This is a genomic window from Veillonella sp. DNF00869 (assembly GCF_001553345.1).
Lineage (GTDB): Bacteria > Bacillota > Negativicutes > Veillonellales > Veillonellaceae > F0422.
Genome location: NZ_KQ960771.1, coordinates 159,599 through 176,098 on the forward strand (window position 1 = coordinate 159,599; position 16,500 = coordinate 176,098).

Consider the following 16,500-nt stretch of genomic DNA (forward strand, 5'->3'; position numbering starts at 1 on the left):
GAACAGATCGTTAAGATAGTAACAAGCAGATAAGGAGATAGACTATGACAACACATCGCCATGGCTATTTTGGTGAATTTGGTGGACAATTCATGCCAGAAACACTAATGAATGCCATCATTGAACTGGAAGCAGCCTATGAAATGTATAAAAATGATCCTGAATTTGTTAAGGAATTAGAAGATTTACATGTATCCTATACCGGCCGTCCATCCTTACTATATTTTGCAGAACAAATGACAAAAGATTTGGGCGGAGCTAAAATTTACTTAAAACGGGAAGACTTAAACCATACAGGATCCCACAAATTAAATAATGTGTTAGGTCAAATGTTATTGGCTAAGCGAATGGGTAAAACGAGAGTGATTGCAGAAACGGGTGCCGGTCAACATGGTGTAGCCACTGCCACAGTGGCGGCTTTAATGGGCATGGAATGTGAAATTTTCATGGGTCAAGAAGACTGTGAGCGACAAGCTTTAAATGTATACCGCATGGAACTATTAGGTGCTAAGGTGCATCCGGTTACTTCTGGAACAGGTACCCTGAAAGATGCTGTGTCTGAAACGATGCGGGAATGGACCAATCGAATGGCGGACACCCATTATGTCTTAGGATCTGTTATGGGGGCTCATCCGTTCCCTATGATGGTACGTGACTTTCAGTCCATCATCAGTCGTGAGGCACGGGAGCAAATTTTAGAAAAAGAAGGTAAATTACCTGCTGCCGTATTAGCTTGTGTTGGTGGCGGTAGTAATGCCATTGGTATGTTCTATCATTTCATTCAGGATGAAGGTGTACGACTCATCGGTTGTGAAGCGGCTGGCAAAGGAGTTGATACAGAAGAACATGCAGCAACCATGACAAAAGGTACAGTAGGTATTTTCCATGGTATGAAATCTTACTTCTGTCAAAATTCCTATGGACAAATCGCACCTGTATTTTCTATTTCAGCAGGTTTGGATTATCCAGGAATAGGTCCAGAGCATGCCTATTTACATGACAGTGGCCGTGCTCAATATGTGCCCATAACAGACGATGAGGCAGTGGATGCTTTTGAATATCTGTCTCGTATGGAGGGCATTATTCCAGCTATTGAAAGTGCTCATGCCGTAGCCCATGCTATGCGATTGGCACCTACGTTAGGTCCTGATGAAAGTATCATCATTTGCTTATCCGGACGTGGTGATAAGGATGTAGCAGCTATGGCGAGATATAGAGGGGTGAATTTACATGAATAAGATAACAATAGCAGAGGCTTTCAAAAAGAAAGCATTTATCCCTTTCATTACTTCCGGTGACCAAGGGATTGATGCCACAGAGAAATACATTCGTACTATGGCGAAGGCGGGGGCCAGTTTGATTGAAATTGGCATTCCTTTTTCTGATCCTGTAGCAGAAGGTCCTGTCATTCAAGCCGCCAGTGAGCGCGCTCTATCCACAGGCATTACAACAGATGATATCTTTGATATGGTAAAACGTTTGCGCACCGGTACAGAGCCGTTGACCATACCACTTGTGTTCATGACCTATTTGAACCCTATCTATGTGTATGGTGTTGAAAGCTTCATGACACGCTGTGAAGAAGTGGGAATCCAAGGTGTCATTGTGCCAGACTGTCCATTGGAAGAAAAACAAGAATTATCCCATCAAGCAAAAGCTCATGGCGTTGCTGTCATTTCATTAATTGCACCTACTTCAGAGCAACGAATTGAGGAGATTGCTAGTCAAGCAGAAGGCTTTGTGTATTGTGTGTCATCTCTTGGTGTAACAGGTATGCGCAGTGACATTACAACAGACATTGCTAGCATCGTAGAACAAGTTCGTCAATACACAGATATTCCTGTAGCTGTTGGCTTTGGTATTTCCACGCCGGAACAAGCAAAGGCGATGGCCGCAGTATCTGATGGAGCCATCGTAGGCAGTGCCATTGTGAAACAAATTGGAGAGTGGGGTCCTAATGGTGAACAACAATTATATAAGTACGTTTGTTCTATGGTAGAAGCTGTGGGTAACTAATAGTAATGTATTCTAAGGTAACTCCTATGTATGACAGAGTTACTTGGTGATAGTATCCTTTATATCCTATTCTGTTATTTACGATGTCTCTTGAATAGCTGTGCAAGAAGTTTCTCTTGTGCAGCTATTTTTTCATCGAAAGGACATTACATTCACAGAGGATCATAGTTAAAGTAGATATACTGCAGTCTTAAAAAAATTGATGGTAACATGATTTGATATACTGTATACTTAATACTATACATAGTTCTTAACAGGAGACATAGGGTATGGAAAAAACAAGTATTGGCGTTGGGCGTGCTGCATTACATGTGGCTATCTCTGAAAGTCGCGCCGAAGAGATGGCATTGCGGAAAGAGTTTGAAGCGCAGGGGATTCATACGTGTGCTATAGATTTTGGAGGAGCTTTCACAGAGATTATTCCTAAAATCATTGAACGAGCTGTGGTAGCAGCGGACCGACAAGGGTTGATTCAAGATGATCACGTTAGCAAAGGCGCTGTGGTAGGCGCTACAGCACAAGCCTTAGAGCAACTGAAAAATAAATGTGTCGGTCTCAATGTGGGCGGTAAAGTAGGAATTGCACGTAGCCAAGAACATCTAAGTGTAGCTATTTATTTAGGTGTTGGCGTATTGCATTTAGATGAGATTGCTGTGGCTATGGCACATCGAGCTGTACCAAGTATGTAGTGGTGCTATAAATTTTACAGTATTTTTGGTATAATGTTCTTTAGAGTTTATAGACAATAGCTAATCATTTTGGAGGTAACTATGAGTCAATTCGATTGGAAAGTATTAGATCGTAATTACGAAGATGTCATTTACGAAACATATAATGGGATTGCTAAAATTACAATTAATCGTCCAGAAGTGCGTAATGCATTCCGTCCTAAAACAGTGATGGAGTTAATCGATGCGTTTACCATTGCTCGTGAAGATGCAGAAGTGGGCGTTATCATTTTGACTGGTGCTAATCATGGTCAAGGAGAAGATAAAGAAGCATTCTGCTCTGGTGGTGACCAACGTGTTCGTGGAGATGGCGGTTATGTGGGGGATGATAAAATTCCTCGTCTAAACGTATTGGATTTGCAACATTTAATCCGTATTACTCCAAAACCTGTTATTGCTATGGTTAACGGTTTTGCTATTGGTGGTGGTCATGTATTGCACATCGTATGTGACCTTTCTATTGCCTCTGAAAATGCAAAATTCGGTCAAACAGGTCCTCGTGTAGGATCTTTTGATGCTGGTTACGGTGCTGGATACTTAGCGCGTTTAGTAGGCCATAAAAAAGCTCGTGAAATTTGGTTCTTATGCCGTCAATATTCTGCAAAAGAAGCCTTAGACATGGGACTTGTCAATACAGTAGTTCCATTTGATCAATTAGAAGCAGAAACAGTAAAATGGTGTGAAGAAATTCTTCAATTATCTCCAATGGCACTTCGTTTCTTGAAAGCTTCCTTCAATGCGGATACAGATGGTTTAGCTGGTTTACAACAATTTGCAGGGGATGCGACTTTATTGTTCTACACAACTGATGAAGGTAAAGAAGGTCGCGATGCATTTAAAGAAAAACGTAAACCTAATTTCAAACAGTTCCCTAAATTCCCTTAATGGGTTAGGTTATGAAGTGGTTATATAATCGAGCACAAACACATGGAGATAAGCTTTTTTTAAACGAGCTTACCTATGGTACTGTGTTGGATTTAACAATAGCTACAGCAAAACGACTCGCTCCTCATCTTCGAGGGGAGAGTCGTATTGCTTTATGGGCAGAAAATTCAGTATCCATGGCGATACACCTATTTGCTCTATCTGCATTGGGTATAGAAACAGTGTTGCTGAATACGAATCTGACTGAACGAGAAGTGACCGAACAGATGGAAAGTACGGAAGTTCGCACCTTATTGATGTCAGAAAAAATGACACAGATATTGCGTGCACATAAGGGAGTCTGTGACATAGAGATCACAGATGTTTCTAGGTCTTCGCATAGACAAAGTACAGCAGTCTTACAGTATTTGTGCTTTTCTAAAGATATTGATTTCAACCCTATTTCTCTTAAACATAGTGACGAAAATCTAGAGTGGGATCCATCTGATGAAAAAGTATTTTGCATCATTAATACCAGTGCTACAACAGGCAAATTCAAATCAGTCCCTGTGCGGTGGTCACAGATTAAGGCTCATGTGAAAGCTTCTGCCAATGTGCTTGGCGTGGAGAAAGATGACAATTGGCTTGTGGTGCTCCCTATGTTCCATGTCAGCGGCTTATCTATTATTTTGCGTACCTTGTACAATGGCACAAGAGCAACGATTCGTGAAAAGTTCTCGGAACAAGTCGTACTAGAGGCATTGAAAACAGATGAAGTCACCATGGTATCTTTGGTGCCTACAGTATTACAACGCATAGTAGAACGGATACAAGTACCAACTTTACGGGCTATCTTACTAGGTGGCGAGTTTATTCCTATGCCACTCTTACAAGAGTGCGTACAACGAAATTTACCCGTCTATAAGACATACGGCATGTCAGAAACTTTTGCTCAAAGTACTACCTTTAGTATACAGGAGTATCCGAATAAATTAGCCTCTGTAGGATATCCTTTACAGGGTGTTACTATTGAAATTCGCAATCCTGATGAAGAAGGAGTAGGAGAAGTGTGGCTTTCATCCCCAATGCTGATGAAAGGATATCTTAATAAAGAACTTATAAAAGGTGCTTTTAATACAGATGACATTGGATACGTAGATGAAGATGGATTTTTATATCTTTTGAATCGCAGAAAGGACATCATCATTTCTGGGGGTGAGAATATTTATCCTAAGGAAATCGAGGATATTCTATATGGAATGGACGGTATACAGGAATGTGCAGTCATTCCTGTATCAGATCCTAAGTGGGGACAAGTACCTGTATTGTGCGTGGTAACAAATTGTTCCAAAGAAGATATATCACAATATCTACTCAGTCGTTTAGCAAAGTATAAAGTACCGAAACGAATGATATATTTTGATGCATTACCGAAAAATAGTATGGGGAAAATATTGCGACAAGACTTGATTCACACAGTAGAAAGGGCATAGTATGAAGGAAACCTCTTTATTAGAACAATTACAGATAGAGACATTTTACTGTACTCAACAGGCCTTTCAAAGTACTATGAAGCTTTCATCGTTTCATGCACAACCCTTTGGATTCGTCAACGGTGGCGTGTATTTAGCCTATGGAGAAGTATTAGCAGGCATGGCATCTAATGCTATATTGGCACAAGAATCAACATCGAGCCATAAAAGCGTGGACTTAGATTCGGCTGAACGAAAAGTAGCTGTAGGTCAATCCATAACGGCTAATCATGTGAAACCGAAACGATGTGAAGGATATGTCGTAGCACGTGGGCAATTGTTACACAAAGGTGGTCGAAATCATGTATGGATGATTAATATCTTTGATGAAACAGATCGATTGTTATCTCATATGACGGTGACGAATAGTATAATTAAGGTGTAAGAAATTATATCTATTAGTCGGAATTTATGTATAACACGATGTTATTATTACATCCATGTTAATTATAAAAGAGTATCTATAGATAGATTGGTAGTACACCGTAACACTTTATAAATAAGTAGCATAAGTCTGAATAGAATTAATATGTTATACAGTATTGTATTGACTAGAAAGGAGGTGCATAGTCCATGAAAATAGATATTATATCCCTATTCCCAGAGTTTTTTGATGCCTTTTTTACACATTCCATCATCAAACGTGCCTTACAGGCAAATCGATTAGAAATGAAAGTGACAAATCCACGAGAATTTTCTCATAGCAAGCATGGTCAAGTGGACGATACTCCTTATGGAGGTGGCGCTGGCATGCTCATGAAAGCACCTCCTCTCTTTGAGGCTGTAGAGCATGTGTTGCAGATTCCCATAGAAGAACATCGTTGTACAAAGGAGAGTCACAAACGCCATGTTGTGTTTATGGGGCCTACAGGGAGACCATTTACACAAGAAAAAGCAAGGGAATTGTCCACCTATGATCAACTTGTCATCGTCTGTGGACACTACGAAGGGGTAGATTATCGAGTGGAAGAACACTTAGTGGATGAAACTATATCTATTGGAGATTATGTGTTAACTGGCGGTGAACTACCAGCCATGGTGGTAGCTGACGCAGTGGCTCGCATGATTCCCGGTGTTTTAGGAGCTACCTCAGGAGCTATAGAAGATTCTTTTTATCATCCAGTACTTGAATGTCCACAATATACGAAACCCCAAATATACAGAGGTATGATGGTGCCAGATATATTATTAAGTGGTCATCATAAACATATTGAGCAGTGGCGATTAGAAGAGTCATTGAAACGGACTGCTTTACTGCGAAATGATTTGTTGCAACGAGAATTAACTGTAGATGAATTTAAGGCTCTGAAAAGAGTACTAGATAGAGTGGATTCTGAAGAGGAACAACAAGTACTTTCAAAATTGATAGAACAGTCTAATTTCACAGAGGAAAAGAGGAAATAAATGGCGAATTTATATATCGGCCTCGTTCATTATCCCATTATGAATAAACATGGTGAGGTGATCACGACGGCCATCACGAACTACGATATCCATGATATTGCCAGAGCATCTACAACCTACGATGTGGAACGATATTTCATCATTCACAATGTACCGAGCCAACGTGAATTGGCAGAAACTGTGATGAGTCATTGGAAAACGGGATTTGGCAGTACTTATAATCCGGATAGAAAAGATGCTTTCAAACATGTGGAACTTGTCAATTCCATTCGACAAGCCATCGATATGGTGACGGAATTAGAAGGACAGACGCCAATCGTGTGTACTACGGATGCACGGACCTATGATAATACCATTACCTATGCATCGCTCCGTAAATCACTTGAAAGTGAGAGCCGTCCTGTGGTAGTATTATTTGGAACGGGGTATGGTATGACGAAAGAAACAATGGAAGATTTCGATTATATCTTAGAACCCATCTATGGACATGGAGAGTACAATCACCTTTCAGTTCGTAGTGCCGTATCAATTATATTAGACCGCTTGCGAGGCGAAGCGTGGTGGAATAAATAGGAGGACACAATGTCAGGACATTCTAAATGGTCAAATATTAAACATAGAAAAGGTAAAAATGATGCATTAAAAGCAAAAATTACCACAAAAATTAGTCGTGAAATCACAGTAGCTGTGAAAGCTGGTGGTACAGACCCAACAGGTAATATGCGCTTTAAGTTGGCGCTACAAAAAGCTCGTGAAAATAACATTCCTAAGGATAATATTCAACGTGCCATCGATAAAGGTGCCGGTGCAGGGGATGCGAACAATTACGAAGAAATTACCTATGAAGGATACGGCCCAGGCGGTGCTGCTATCCTTGTAGAAGTGATGACAGATAACCGTAACCGTGCAGCAGCTGATGTGCGTCATGCCTTCTCCAAACGTGGCGGTAACCTAGGTGAAAGTGGCTCTGTTAACTGGATGTTTAAACGCAAAGGTGTATTCGTGATTCCCCAAGAAGGCAATGATGAAGAGACATTGACATTATTGGCTCTTGACGCTGGCGCTGAAGACATCAAAGTAGAAGACGATGTATTCGTTATCTACACATTGCCAGATGATTACGATGCCGTAGAAGCTGCCCTAGGAGAAGCATCCATCGCTACAGATATGGCACAAATCACAATGGTTCCAGATACTAATATGGAATTAACCGGTGATGACGCAGTGAATATGCAACGAGTACTAGACATGCTGGAAGACTTAGACGATGTACAAGATGTGTATCATAATGCCATCATGGATGAGGAAGAATAATTTACTATAAAAATCCACCATTCCATGCTATACTATAAACAAGTAAATATTTTAGATTTGCAAGGGAGCCTATGTAATAGGCTGAGAAAGGACTATGAAGTACCTGACCTTTTGACCTGATCGGGATCATGCCCGCGTAGGAAGCACGCTGACATATGTGGGTATCGATGTAATGTCGATACCTTTTTGTGTATAGAGTACTCAAAATAGGCTCCTTTGTAATGAAAGGAGCTTTTTATGTTTTACACACAAATGCAAGCAGCCCAAAAAGGCATTGTTACCGACGCGATGAAAGTGGTAGCAGAAAAAGAAAACATGGATGTTGAAGTATTACGAGACTTAGTGGCAAAAGGACATGTAACAATTCCGTGTAACAAGCATCATACATCTTTACAACCAGAAGGAATCGGACAAAAGTTACGCACAAAAATTAATGTAAACTTAGGTACATCTAAGGATTGTACAGACTACGAAGAAGAGATGAAAAAAGTTCATCATGCAGTGGCATTAGGGGCTGAATCGATTATGGACTTATCTACACATGGTGATACAAAGGTGTTCCGCCGTCTGCTCACAAAAGAATGTCCCGTAATGATTGGCACCGTGCCTATCTATGATAGCGTTATCCATCATCAAAAAGATTTAGGTGAATTGACAGCTGAAGACTTTATTTCTACGATCCGTCTCCATGCAGAAGATGGGGTAGATTTTGTCACATTACATTGTGGAATTACACAACATACAGTGGAGCAAATTAAACGTCACAAACGGAAGTTAAACATTGTTAGTCGTGGCGGTAGTTTAGTCTTTGCTTGGATGTCCATGACTGGTCAAGAGAATCCTTTCTATGAACACTATGATGAAATCTTGGACATTTGTGCAGAATATGACATGACTATTTCTCTTGGCGATGCATGCCGTCCTGGTTGCTTGGCAGATGCTACAGATATCTGTCAAATCGAAGAACTCGTTCGTCTTGGTGAGTTAACAAAACGAGCTCGTGAACGTGGTGTACAAGTGTTGGTGGAAGGTCCTGGTCATGTACCATTGAATCAAGTACAAGCCAACATGGAAGTGCAACAAACGATCTGCGATGGGGCACCGTTCTATGTGTTAGGACCATTGGTCACAGATATTGCACCAGGCTATGACCATATTACAGCGGCTATCGGTGGTGCCGTGGCAGCCATGCATGGGGCAGCCTTCCTTTGCTATGTGACACCAGCAGAACACTTAGCCTTACCTGACGAAAATGATGTAAAAGAAGGCATCATGGCTTTCAAAATTGCTGCGCATGCCGCAGACATTGCAAAAGGCATTCCGAATGCACGAGATCGCGATGACCGGATGGCAGAGGCGCGCCAAAAACTCGATTGGGAAGCACAATATGCAGTAGCACTAGATCCTGAAAAAGCACGTCGCATCCGTAAAAGTCGTGCCCCAGAAGAAGGGCATAAAGAAGCTTGCAGTATGTGTGGTAAATTTTGCGCCGTACGGAGCATCAATAAAGCCTTAGAGGGAGAGAAGATTGATATATTATAAATGAGAAACGAAACAGCCAACTTTTGTAGGAAGTTGGTTGTTTTGCACTTGCTTTCATCTCACATTTTGTGCTATACTAACCAAGTATGAATACACACGCAACTAGACTATCAGTTCTGTGCGCAATTTCGCGTTTGCTGAGGGATGAGAGTTGCGGAGGTTTTTTAACAGGAGGTGCCAACATGGCAGTAGTATCACTTAAACAATTATTAGAAGCTGGTGTTCACTTTGGACATCAAACAAGAAGATGGAATCCTAAAATGGCTAAATTCATCTTCACTGAACGTAATGGTATTTATATCATTGACCTTCAAAAAACTGTAAAAAAAGTAGAAGAAGCGTATGATTTCTTACGTGAAGTAGCTCAAGAAGGCAAAACAATCCTTTTCGTAGGTACTAAAAAACAAGCTCAAGAAGCTGTAAAAGAAGAAGCTCTTCGTGCTAATATGTACTTCGTTAACGAACGTTGGTTGGGCGGTATGTTGACTAACTTCAAAACTATCGAAGCTCGTATTAAACGCTTAAAACAATTAGAAAAAATGGCTGAAGATGGAACATTTGAAGTTCTTCCTAAAAAAGAAGTAATTCGTCTTCGTCATGAGTGGGAAAAATTGGAAAAATATCTTGGCGGTATCAAAGATATGCCAGAAATGCCAGGCGCACTTTTCGTAATTGACCCTAAAAAAGAAAAAATCGCTATCGCAGAAGCTAAAAAATTAGGTATTCCTGTAGTAGCTACTGTGGACACTAACTGTGATCCAGACGAAGTTGATTTCCCTATCCCAGCAAATGATGATGCTATTCGTGCAGTTAAATTATTAGCTGGTAAAATGGCTGACGCTATTTTAGAAGGTCGTCAAGGTGAACAAGACGCTTTCGGTACAGAAACTGCTTCCGAAGAAGCTTAAGAATCTGTAAGATTATTTAACAATATATACAGACATAGTCTTAATTGATAAATAAGTAATAACGATGTAAAATTAAGGTAAGGCTAAGGTCTTACCTTAATTATTTATAGGAGGAAAAATCATGGCTCAAATTACAGCAGCTTTAGTAAAAGAATTACGCGACATGACTGGCGCAGGTATGATGGATGCTAAAAAAGCATTGGTAGAAGTTGATGGCGATATCCAAAAAGCAGTTGACTTTCTTCGTGAAAAAGGCTTAGCAGCGGCAGCTAAAAAAGCTGGTCGTATTGCAGCTGAAGGTGTAGTAGCATCTTACATTCATGGTGGTGGACGTATCGGCGTATTAGTAGAAGTAAACTGTGAAACAGACTTCGTTGCTAAAACTGATGATTTCCAAGCTCTTTGTAAAGATGTAGCAATGCAAATTGCAGCAGCTAACCCAACATACTTAAAACGTGAAGATGTTCCAGCTAATATAATCGAACACGAAAAAGCTGTATTGATGGAACAAGCTAAAGTAGAAGCTGAAGAAGACGTTAAAGCTGGCCGTAAACCAAAACCAGAAGCAGTTCTTGAAAAAATGGTAGCTGGCCGCGTTGAAAAATTCTATAAAGAAAACTGCCTATTAGAACAAGTTTTCATTAAAGACGGTGAAAAAACTGTACAAGCTATGATCAATGAAGCAATCGCTAAAATCGGTGAAAACATTAACGTACGTCGTTATGTTCGCTATGCTTTAGGCGAAGGTATCGAAAAGAAACAAGACGATTTCGTTGCAGAAGTTATGGCTACTGTAGGTAAATAAGTACGGAGATAAGAGAACACCGCAAGTGTTCTCTTATTTTTGAATTATTTGTTAGAAACGTCATAAGGAGAAGGACATGAGTGAACGTAAATTTAAACGTATCGTATTAAAACTTAGCGGTGAGGCCTTAGCAGGTGATCAAGGATTTGGCATTAACCCACAAGTGGTAGAACCATTGGCACAAGAAATTGCCGCACTTTCCAAAGAAAGTGGTATTGAAATTGCTATCGTTGTAGGTGGTGGAAATATTTGGCGTGGTCTATCCGGTAGTGCTAAAGGTATGGATCGTGCATCTGCTGATTATATGGGTATGATTGCAACAGTGATGAATGCTATCGCATTACAAGATGCTCTTGAAAATGCAGGCGTAGCAACTCGTGTTCAAACAGCGATTGAAATGCAAGAAGTAGCAGAACCATACATTCGTCGTCGTGCTATTCGTCACTTAGAAAAAGGTCGTATTGTTATCTTTGCAGCAGGTACGGGTAATCCATACTTCTCTACAGATACAACAGCTGCTTTGCGTGCTGCTGAAATCGAAGCGGATGCTATTTTAATGGCGAAAAAATTTGCTGATGGCGTATACGATTCCGACCCTAAAACAAATCCAAATGCTGTAAAATTTGATGAATTGACATACATGGATGTAATCAGCAAAGAATTGAAAGTAATGGATGCTACATCAACTACATTATGTAAAGATAATCATATTCCTATCGTTGTATTTAGCATGGATATTCCTGGTAACATCACACGTGCTGCTAAGGGAGAAGCCATCGGTACTATCGTAAAATAAAAGGTGAACACTATGGAAATTAAAGAAATTATTAGCCGCGAAGAAGCGCGCATGGACAAAACAATTGAATCCTTAAAACATGAATTTGCTAATGTACGCACAGGTCGTGCACATACATCTTTATTGGATTCCGTTATGGTAGATTACTATGGTGCACCAACACCTGTTAATCAAGTAGCGAATGTATCTGCTCCAGATCCACGTATGATTTTAATCGCTCCATGGGATAAAACGATGATTGGTGCTATTGAAAAGGCAATCTTAACATCTGACTTAGGATTAAATCCTAATAATGATGGTGATTCTATTCGTTTGGCGATTCCTCAATTGACGGAAGACCGCCGTAAAGAATTGGTAAAAGTTGTAAGCAAAAAAGCAGAAGACGCTAAAGTTGCGATTCGTAACATTCGTCGTGATGCTAATGATGCAATCAAAAAAGAAGAAAAAGCGAAAACTATTACTGAAGACGTGTCAAAAGATGGACAAGAACAAGTTCAAAAATTGACTGACAAAAAAATTAATTTAATTGATGAACTTCGCGATATAAAAGAAAAGGATGTTATGTCTGTCTAATGGAACATACATCTATTTTGGGATTTCCATGGCAGCTTGCACAGTCTCTTTTGCAGGCTGCCTCTATCCCTTTTACTACAAAAATAGAAAAGAACTATAATCGGTTCTTTTCCATTTCTTCCGAAGAATGTTATGTAGGCCGTGTCATAGTAAAAGAAGGCGCATGGGAGATAGTTCTCTTTCATCCTATGGTAGCCAGTCATGTGGCGCAGTCGAATGAGGTACAGTATGCTAAAAAACTTATGGAAGAAAAGTAAACATCAAGAGAGACCGACTATAGATCCAACGAATATTCCAGAACATATTGCCATTATCATGGACGGTAACGGTAGATGGGCAAAGCGTAAAGGCATGCCACGGAGTATGGGTCATCGCGCAGGTGCGGAAGTATTAAAGGATATTGTGAAAGCAGCCCAAGGATTTGGTGTGAAAGCATTGACTGTCTATGGTTTTTCCACTGAAAACTGGAAACGACCAGAAGAAGAAGTCAGCCTGTTAATGGGTCTTATTAAAGAGTATTTACTTTCAAATGTAAAACGTATGCATGCGGAAGGTGTGCGCATTCGTTTTGTGGGAGATATAACCAAGTTATCTCAAGAGTTACAAGGAATCATCAAAGAATCTGAGGAATTAACAAAAGATAATAAGGGAATCACACTGCAATTAGCAATTAATTATGGGGGACGTGACGAACTCACAAGAGCTACAAAACAGATTGTCCAAGATGTGGCAAAGGGTGCTATCACTGAGGAAGATATTACAGAAACATTGGTTTCTTCCTACTTAGATACAAAAGAATTTGATCGTGTGGATTTACTGATTCGACCAAGTAATGATGCACGAATTAGTAATTTCTTGTTATGGCAAATTGCTTATGCAGAGTTCTGGTTTACCCCTTTGCATTGGCCAGATTTTACGCCACAAGTATTGGAAGAAGCCATCTTGGCATACCAACAACGTGAGCGTAGATTTGGTGGTTTAAAAGAGGAGAAATAATATGTTAAAAACCCGTCTCATCACAGCTTTGATTGGCGTTGTCTTGCTGGCGGTTGCCATCACCTATGGGGGCCTGTTTTTTAATCTTGTGATGTCCGTGTTAGCTGTCATCGGTTGGGTAGAATGTGTTAGCTTATTTCGTCATATGAAACGGCGTCTATTACCACAGTGGGGTCTGATTTATATTGCCCTTGTATGCGGTTCCTTGGTGTTTGGTAGCTACCCATTAGCTTTATTCTTAGGAATTTTGGTGATGTTAGCTATGGTCATCGAATATACCTTCTGCAACGGGAAAAGAACTCTTCCAACAGTGCAATCTACTATTAGTAGTTTGTTGTATGTTACCAGTGGCTTTATTGCATTGATGGTGTTGCGTGATAATAGTATCTATGAAAATACAACGTATTATGCTGGTCAAGAAGGCTTTGGTACGGCTGTCATTTGGCTTGTGTTGATAGCTATTTGGGCTAGTGATACATTTGCTTATTTTGTAGGCCGTTCTTTTGGAAAACGAAACATTGTACCAACTATTAGTCCTAATAAAACATTGGAAGGTTTTATTGGTGGTTTCATCGGCTGTATTTTAACAGGGTGGATTGGATCTCTTTCCTTAGGATTACCTCTGAATTTTGGCGTTGGTATAGGTGTCATTGTTGGGATATTAGCACCGCTAGGAGATTTATTCGAATCAAAATTAAAACGTGAGGCAAATAAAAAAGATTCTGGCACATTATTACCTGGCCACGGTGGCGTATTAGATCGTTTTGATAGCCTATTGTTTGCTGCACCATTAGTATTGGCATATATTCTTATGCTGTAATGATTTAATTGTAGGGAGACCTTTATGAAAGCTATAAGTATCTTAGGCTCCACGGGGTCTATAGGAACACAAACTTTAGATGTGATTCGTCAACATCCAGATCAATTCCAAGCAGTAGCGTTAGTAACACATGGAAATATTGATTTACTAGAGCAGCAAATTGCCGAATTTAAGCCAATTATGGCTGGTGTTGTAGATGAAAAGGCATATATACAATTAAGAGAAGGCTATAATGGCCCCACAGAAATTATTGGTGGTAAAGAAGCCTTATCTATAGCGGCAACTTTGCCAGAAGCTATGATGGTAGTCACTGCCGTAGTTGGTGCTGCAGGCATTGAACCTACCATGGCTGCGATTCGTGCACAAAAAACGATTGGCCTTGCTAATAAAGAAACTTTAGTGGCTTGTGGGTCTTTAATTACAAAAGCTGCCCAAGACAATAGTGTTTCAATTTTGCCAATTGATAGTGAACATAGTGCTATCTTTCAATGTTTGGAAGGTCAAGATAGAGGTAATGTAGAAAAATTAATCGTCACAGCTTCAGGTGGTGCCTTACGTCACTGGAAGTCAGACGATTTATATAAAGCGACAGCAAAAGATTGTTTAGCACACCCAACATGGAATATGGGAAATAAAATTACTATTGATTCCGCTACTTTATTTAATAAAGGCCTAGAGGTTATTGAAGCCCATTGGCTTTTTGACTTTGATTACAATCATATTGACGTAGTGGTACATCCACAAAGTATTGTACATTCTATGATTCAAATGAAAGATGGTGCTATTTTGGCACAGTTAGGGAATCCAGATATGCGTGAGCCTATCCAATATGCGATGACCTATCCGAAACGATATCCATTACAAATGGAGCATTTAGATTTTACCAAAGGTTTAGATCTTCAGTTCATGGCACCTCGGTGGGATGATTTTCCTGCCTTACGACTAGCTTTCACGGTGGGAAAAGAAGGCGGTTATGCACCTGCTGTATTTAATGCAGCCAATGAAATGGCCGTGTATGCCTTACTGGATGAACGAATTACCTATGGACATATATATGAAGTAGTTTCTACCGTTCTCGGGAGGATGATAAATGGCGTGCCTACTTCCATAGAAGAAGTACTTGCTATGGATGCCTGGGCTAGACAAGAAGCTACCAAAGAAATACAAAGGAGAAGTGCATGTTAATTACAATTTTAGGAGCTGTCTTCGTATTCGGCGTTATAGTTATGATTCACGAATTGGGGCACTTTCTAACTGCGAAAGCCTGTGGCATGCGTGTTGATGAATTTGCTATCGGTATTGGCCCTAATGTCGTTCAAAAGCAAAAAGGAGAAACACTATATTCCTTGCGTTTATTACCACTAGGTGGATTCAACAAAATTGCTGGTATGGATCCATCGGAAGATGCTGGCGAACGTGGTTTTAATAGTAAACCTGTATGGCAACGATTTATCGTTATCGCTGCAGGTGCTACATTTAACTTTTTATTGGCTATTGTGATATATTTTTGTGTATTTGCGTTCCATGGAACCACAGTACCATCTCAGGAACCGATTATTGGAGATATATTAGCAGGAAATCCAGCGGCTACGGCTGGTATCCAAAAGGGAGACAAAATTGTATCCATTAATGGTCAATCCATTAAAGAATGGAAAGATATTACAGAGTCTCTAAAAGGTCATAGCAATCATGTAGTGTCAGTTATTTTAGATAGAAATGGTGAGACTATATCTACGACAGTGATTCCTCGTGAATCTGGTGATAGAGCCGTTATCGGAATCAATCCAGTATTGGAAGTAAAAGAGTATAGTATTAGCGAATCTGCGGTGCATGCTGTATCCCACACTGGATCTACCCTTACTGATATGATACAAGGATTGTGGAATATTGTAACAGGGCATAGTAAAGGCGATGTAGCGGGTCCTATCGGTGTAGCACAAATGGCAGGGCAAGTAGCACAACATGGTTTTATCAGTTTGCTACTATTTACTGCATTATTGAGCTTAAACCTTGGAGTTATCAACCTATTGCCAATTCCCGTCTTAGATGGTGGCCACTTGGTGTTATTAATTCTAGAAGGAATTACGGGCCGTAAACTACCAGAGAAGGCATTACAATACATCCAAATGACTGGCGTAGGCCTATTATTATTAGTGTTTGTATATTCTACATTCCAAGATATTCTACGATTATTTTAGAGGT

At 40.1% G+C, this 16,500-nt stretch carries 19 protein-coding genes and 1 riboswitch; all 19 genes read left to right on the plus strand.

Going from position 1 to position 16,500, the window contains the following annotated elements:
- The first annotated feature begins 44 nt into the window (after positions 1-44).
- Positions 45-1,238, plus strand: coding sequence for a tryptophan synthase subunit beta (trpB, locus tag HMPREF3032_RS05050; protein ID WP_062402613.1), 1,194 nt, complete (start codon positions 45-47; stop codon positions 1,236-1,238).
- Complete coding sequence (trpA, locus tag HMPREF3032_RS05055) at positions 1,231-2,016, plus strand: tryptophan synthase subunit alpha (RefSeq protein ID WP_062402616.1); 786 nt, start codon at positions 1,231-1,233, stop codon at positions 2,014-2,016. The genes trpB and trpA overlap by 8 nt, the downstream gene beginning before the upstream one ends.
- 269 nt (positions 2,017-2,285) lie before the next feature.
- Entirely contained in the window at positions 2,286-2,705 is a 420-nt protein-coding gene (locus HMPREF3032_RS05060; RefSeq protein WP_062402619.1) for a HutP family protein, read from the plus strand.
- Between the two features lie 81 nt (positions 2,706-2,786).
- Complete coding sequence (gene menB / locus HMPREF3032_RS05065; protein ID WP_009352753.1) at positions 2,787-3,629, plus strand: 1,4-dihydroxy-2-naphthoyl-CoA synthase; 843 nt, start codon at positions 2,787-2,789, stop codon at positions 3,627-3,629.
- 11 nt (positions 3,630-3,640) lie between these two features.
- Positions 3,641-5,101 carry an o-succinylbenzoate--CoA ligase gene (gene menE, locus HMPREF3032_RS05070; RefSeq protein ID WP_062402622.1) on the plus strand — a complete coding sequence of 487 codons (1,461 nt, stop codon included), beginning with the start codon at positions 3,641-3,643 and terminating at the stop codon, positions 5,099-5,101.
- A 1-nt stretch (position 5,102) separates the two neighbouring features.
- Positions 5,103-5,525 carry a PaaI family thioesterase gene (locus HMPREF3032_RS05075; RefSeq protein WP_062402625.1) on the plus strand — a complete coding sequence of 141 codons (423 nt, stop codon included), beginning with the start codon at positions 5,103-5,105 and terminating at the stop codon, positions 5,523-5,525.
- A 188-nt stretch (positions 5,526-5,713) separates the two neighbouring features.
- The gene (trmD, locus tag HMPREF3032_RS05080) at positions 5,714-6,544 is read left to right on the plus strand and encodes a tRNA (guanosine(37)-N1)-methyltransferase TrmD (protein ID WP_062402628.1); all 831 of its coding nucleotides are present in this window, start codon (positions 5,714-5,716) and stop codon (positions 6,542-6,544) included.
- Entirely contained in the window at positions 6,545-7,117 is a 573-nt protein-coding gene (locus HMPREF3032_RS05085) for an RNA methyltransferase (protein ID WP_009352767.1), read from the plus strand. It begins immediately after the preceding gene.
- Between the two features lie 9 nt (positions 7,118-7,126).
- Positions 7,127-7,858, plus strand: a complete 732-nt coding sequence (locus tag HMPREF3032_RS05090; RefSeq protein ID WP_062402630.1) for a YebC/PmpR family DNA-binding transcriptional regulator — start codon at positions 7,127-7,129, stop codon at positions 7,856-7,858.
- 51 nt (positions 7,859-7,909) lie between these two features.
- A riboswitch (TPP riboswitch) is annotated at positions 7,910-8,018 on the plus strand.
- A gap of 77 nt (positions 8,019-8,095) precedes the next feature.
- The gene (thiC, locus tag HMPREF3032_RS05095; RefSeq protein WP_062402633.1) at positions 8,096-9,400 is read left to right on the plus strand and encodes a phosphomethylpyrimidine synthase ThiC; all 1,305 of its coding nucleotides are present in this window, start codon (positions 8,096-8,098) and stop codon (positions 9,398-9,400) included.
- 182 nt (positions 9,401-9,582) lie between these two features.
- Positions 9,583-10,308, plus strand: coding sequence for a 30S ribosomal protein S2 (gene rpsB, locus HMPREF3032_RS05100; RefSeq protein ID WP_062402636.1), 726 nt, complete (start codon positions 9,583-9,585; stop codon positions 10,306-10,308).
- 121 nt (positions 10,309-10,429) lie between these two features.
- A complete protein-coding gene (gene tsf, locus HMPREF3032_RS05105; protein WP_009352758.1) occupies positions 10,430-11,113 on the plus strand; it encodes a translation elongation factor Ts in 684 nt (227 codons plus the stop codon).
- A 76-nt stretch (positions 11,114-11,189) separates the two neighbouring features.
- Complete coding sequence (gene pyrH, locus HMPREF3032_RS05110) at positions 11,190-11,909, plus strand: UMP kinase (protein WP_009352746.1); 720 nt, start codon at positions 11,190-11,192, stop codon at positions 11,907-11,909.
- A 12-nt stretch (positions 11,910-11,921) separates the two neighbouring features.
- Entirely contained in the window at positions 11,922-12,482 is a 561-nt protein-coding gene (gene frr / locus HMPREF3032_RS05115) for a ribosome recycling factor (protein WP_062402639.1), read from the plus strand.
- Positions 12,482-12,739, plus strand: a complete 258-nt coding sequence (locus tag HMPREF3032_RS05120) for a hypothetical protein (protein WP_009352768.1) — start codon at positions 12,482-12,484, stop codon at positions 12,737-12,739. The genes frr and HMPREF3032_RS05120 overlap by 1 nt, the downstream gene beginning before the upstream one ends.
- Positions 12,711-13,478: an isoprenyl transferase gene (locus HMPREF3032_RS05125; protein WP_062402641.1), complete on the plus strand. Its 768-nt coding sequence runs from the start codon at positions 12,711-12,713 to the stop codon at positions 13,476-13,478. Before HMPREF3032_RS05120 ends, HMPREF3032_RS05125 begins: the two co-directional genes overlap by 29 nt.
- 1 nt (position 13,479) lies before the next feature.
- Entirely contained in the window at positions 13,480-14,298 is an 819-nt protein-coding gene (locus HMPREF3032_RS05130; RefSeq protein WP_062402643.1) for a phosphatidate cytidylyltransferase, read from the plus strand.
- Positions 14,299-14,322: 24 nt separating this feature from the next.
- On the plus strand, positions 14,323-15,483 hold the full coding sequence (locus HMPREF3032_RS05135) for a 1-deoxy-D-xylulose-5-phosphate reductoisomerase (RefSeq protein WP_062402645.1): 1,161 nt from the start codon (positions 14,323-14,325) through the stop codon (positions 15,481-15,483).
- A complete protein-coding gene (rseP, locus tag HMPREF3032_RS05140) occupies positions 15,477-16,496 on the plus strand; it encodes an RIP metalloprotease RseP (RefSeq protein WP_062402647.1) in 1,020 nt (339 codons plus the stop codon). Before HMPREF3032_RS05135 ends, rseP begins: the two co-directional genes overlap by 7 nt.
- Positions 16,497-16,500: the final 4 nt, after the last annotated feature.

Bases quoted from the DNA above. Each gene is read 5' to 3' on its own strand.
- menE (WP_062402622.1), top strand. From the start codon at position 3,641: ATGAAGTGGTTATATAATCGAGCACAAACACATGGAGATAAGCTTTTT.
- frr (WP_062402639.1), top strand. From the start codon at position 11,922: ATGGAAATTAAAGAAATTATTAGCCGCGAAGAAGCGCGCATGGACAAA.
- rseP (WP_062402647.1), top strand. From the start codon at position 15,477: ATGTTAATTACAATTTTAGGAGCTGTCTTCGTATTCGGCGTTATAGTT.
- tsf (WP_009352758.1), top strand. From the start codon at position 10,430: ATGGCTCAAATTACAGCAGCTTTAGTAAAAGAATTACGCGACATGACT.
- trpB (WP_062402613.1), top strand. From the start codon at position 45: ATGACAACACATCGCCATGGCTATTTTGGTGAATTTGGTGGACAATTC.
- HMPREF3032_RS05060 (WP_062402619.1), top strand. From the start codon at position 2,286: ATGGAAAAAACAAGTATTGGCGTTGGGCGTGCTGCATTACATGTGGCT.
- HMPREF3032_RS05135 (WP_062402645.1), top strand. From the start codon at position 14,323: ATGAAAGCTATAAGTATCTTAGGCTCCACGGGGTCTATAGGAACACAA.
- HMPREF3032_RS05125 (WP_062402641.1), top strand. From the start codon at position 12,711: ATGCTAAAAAACTTATGGAAGAAAAGTAAACATCAAGAGAGACCGACT.
- HMPREF3032_RS05085 (WP_009352767.1), top strand. From the start codon at position 6,545: ATGGCGAATTTATATATCGGCCTCGTTCATTATCCCATTATGAATAAA.
- pyrH (WP_009352746.1), top strand. From the start codon at position 11,190: ATGAGTGAACGTAAATTTAAACGTATCGTATTAAAACTTAGCGGTGAG.
- rpsB (WP_062402636.1), top strand. From the start codon at position 9,583: ATGGCAGTAGTATCACTTAAACAATTATTAGAAGCTGGTGTTCACTTT.
- trpA (WP_062402616.1), top strand. From the start codon at position 1,231: ATGAATAAGATAACAATAGCAGAGGCTTTCAAAAAGAAAGCATTTATC.
- HMPREF3032_RS05130 (WP_062402643.1), top strand. From the start codon at position 13,480: ATGTTAAAAACCCGTCTCATCACAGCTTTGATTGGCGTTGTCTTGCTG.
- thiC (WP_062402633.1), top strand. From the start codon at position 8,096: ATGTTTTACACACAAATGCAAGCAGCCCAAAAAGGCATTGTTACCGAC.
- HMPREF3032_RS05090 (WP_062402630.1), top strand. From the start codon at position 7,127: ATGTCAGGACATTCTAAATGGTCAAATATTAAACATAGAAAAGGTAAA.
- HMPREF3032_RS05120 (WP_009352768.1), top strand. From the start codon at position 12,482: ATGGAACATACATCTATTTTGGGATTTCCATGGCAGCTTGCACAGTCT.
- HMPREF3032_RS05075 (WP_062402625.1), top strand. From the start codon at position 5,103: ATGAAGGAAACCTCTTTATTAGAACAATTACAGATAGAGACATTTTAC.
- menB (WP_009352753.1), top strand. From the start codon at position 2,787: ATGAGTCAATTCGATTGGAAAGTATTAGATCGTAATTACGAAGATGTC.
- trmD (WP_062402628.1), top strand. From the start codon at position 5,714: ATGAAAATAGATATTATATCCCTATTCCCAGAGTTTTTTGATGCCTTT.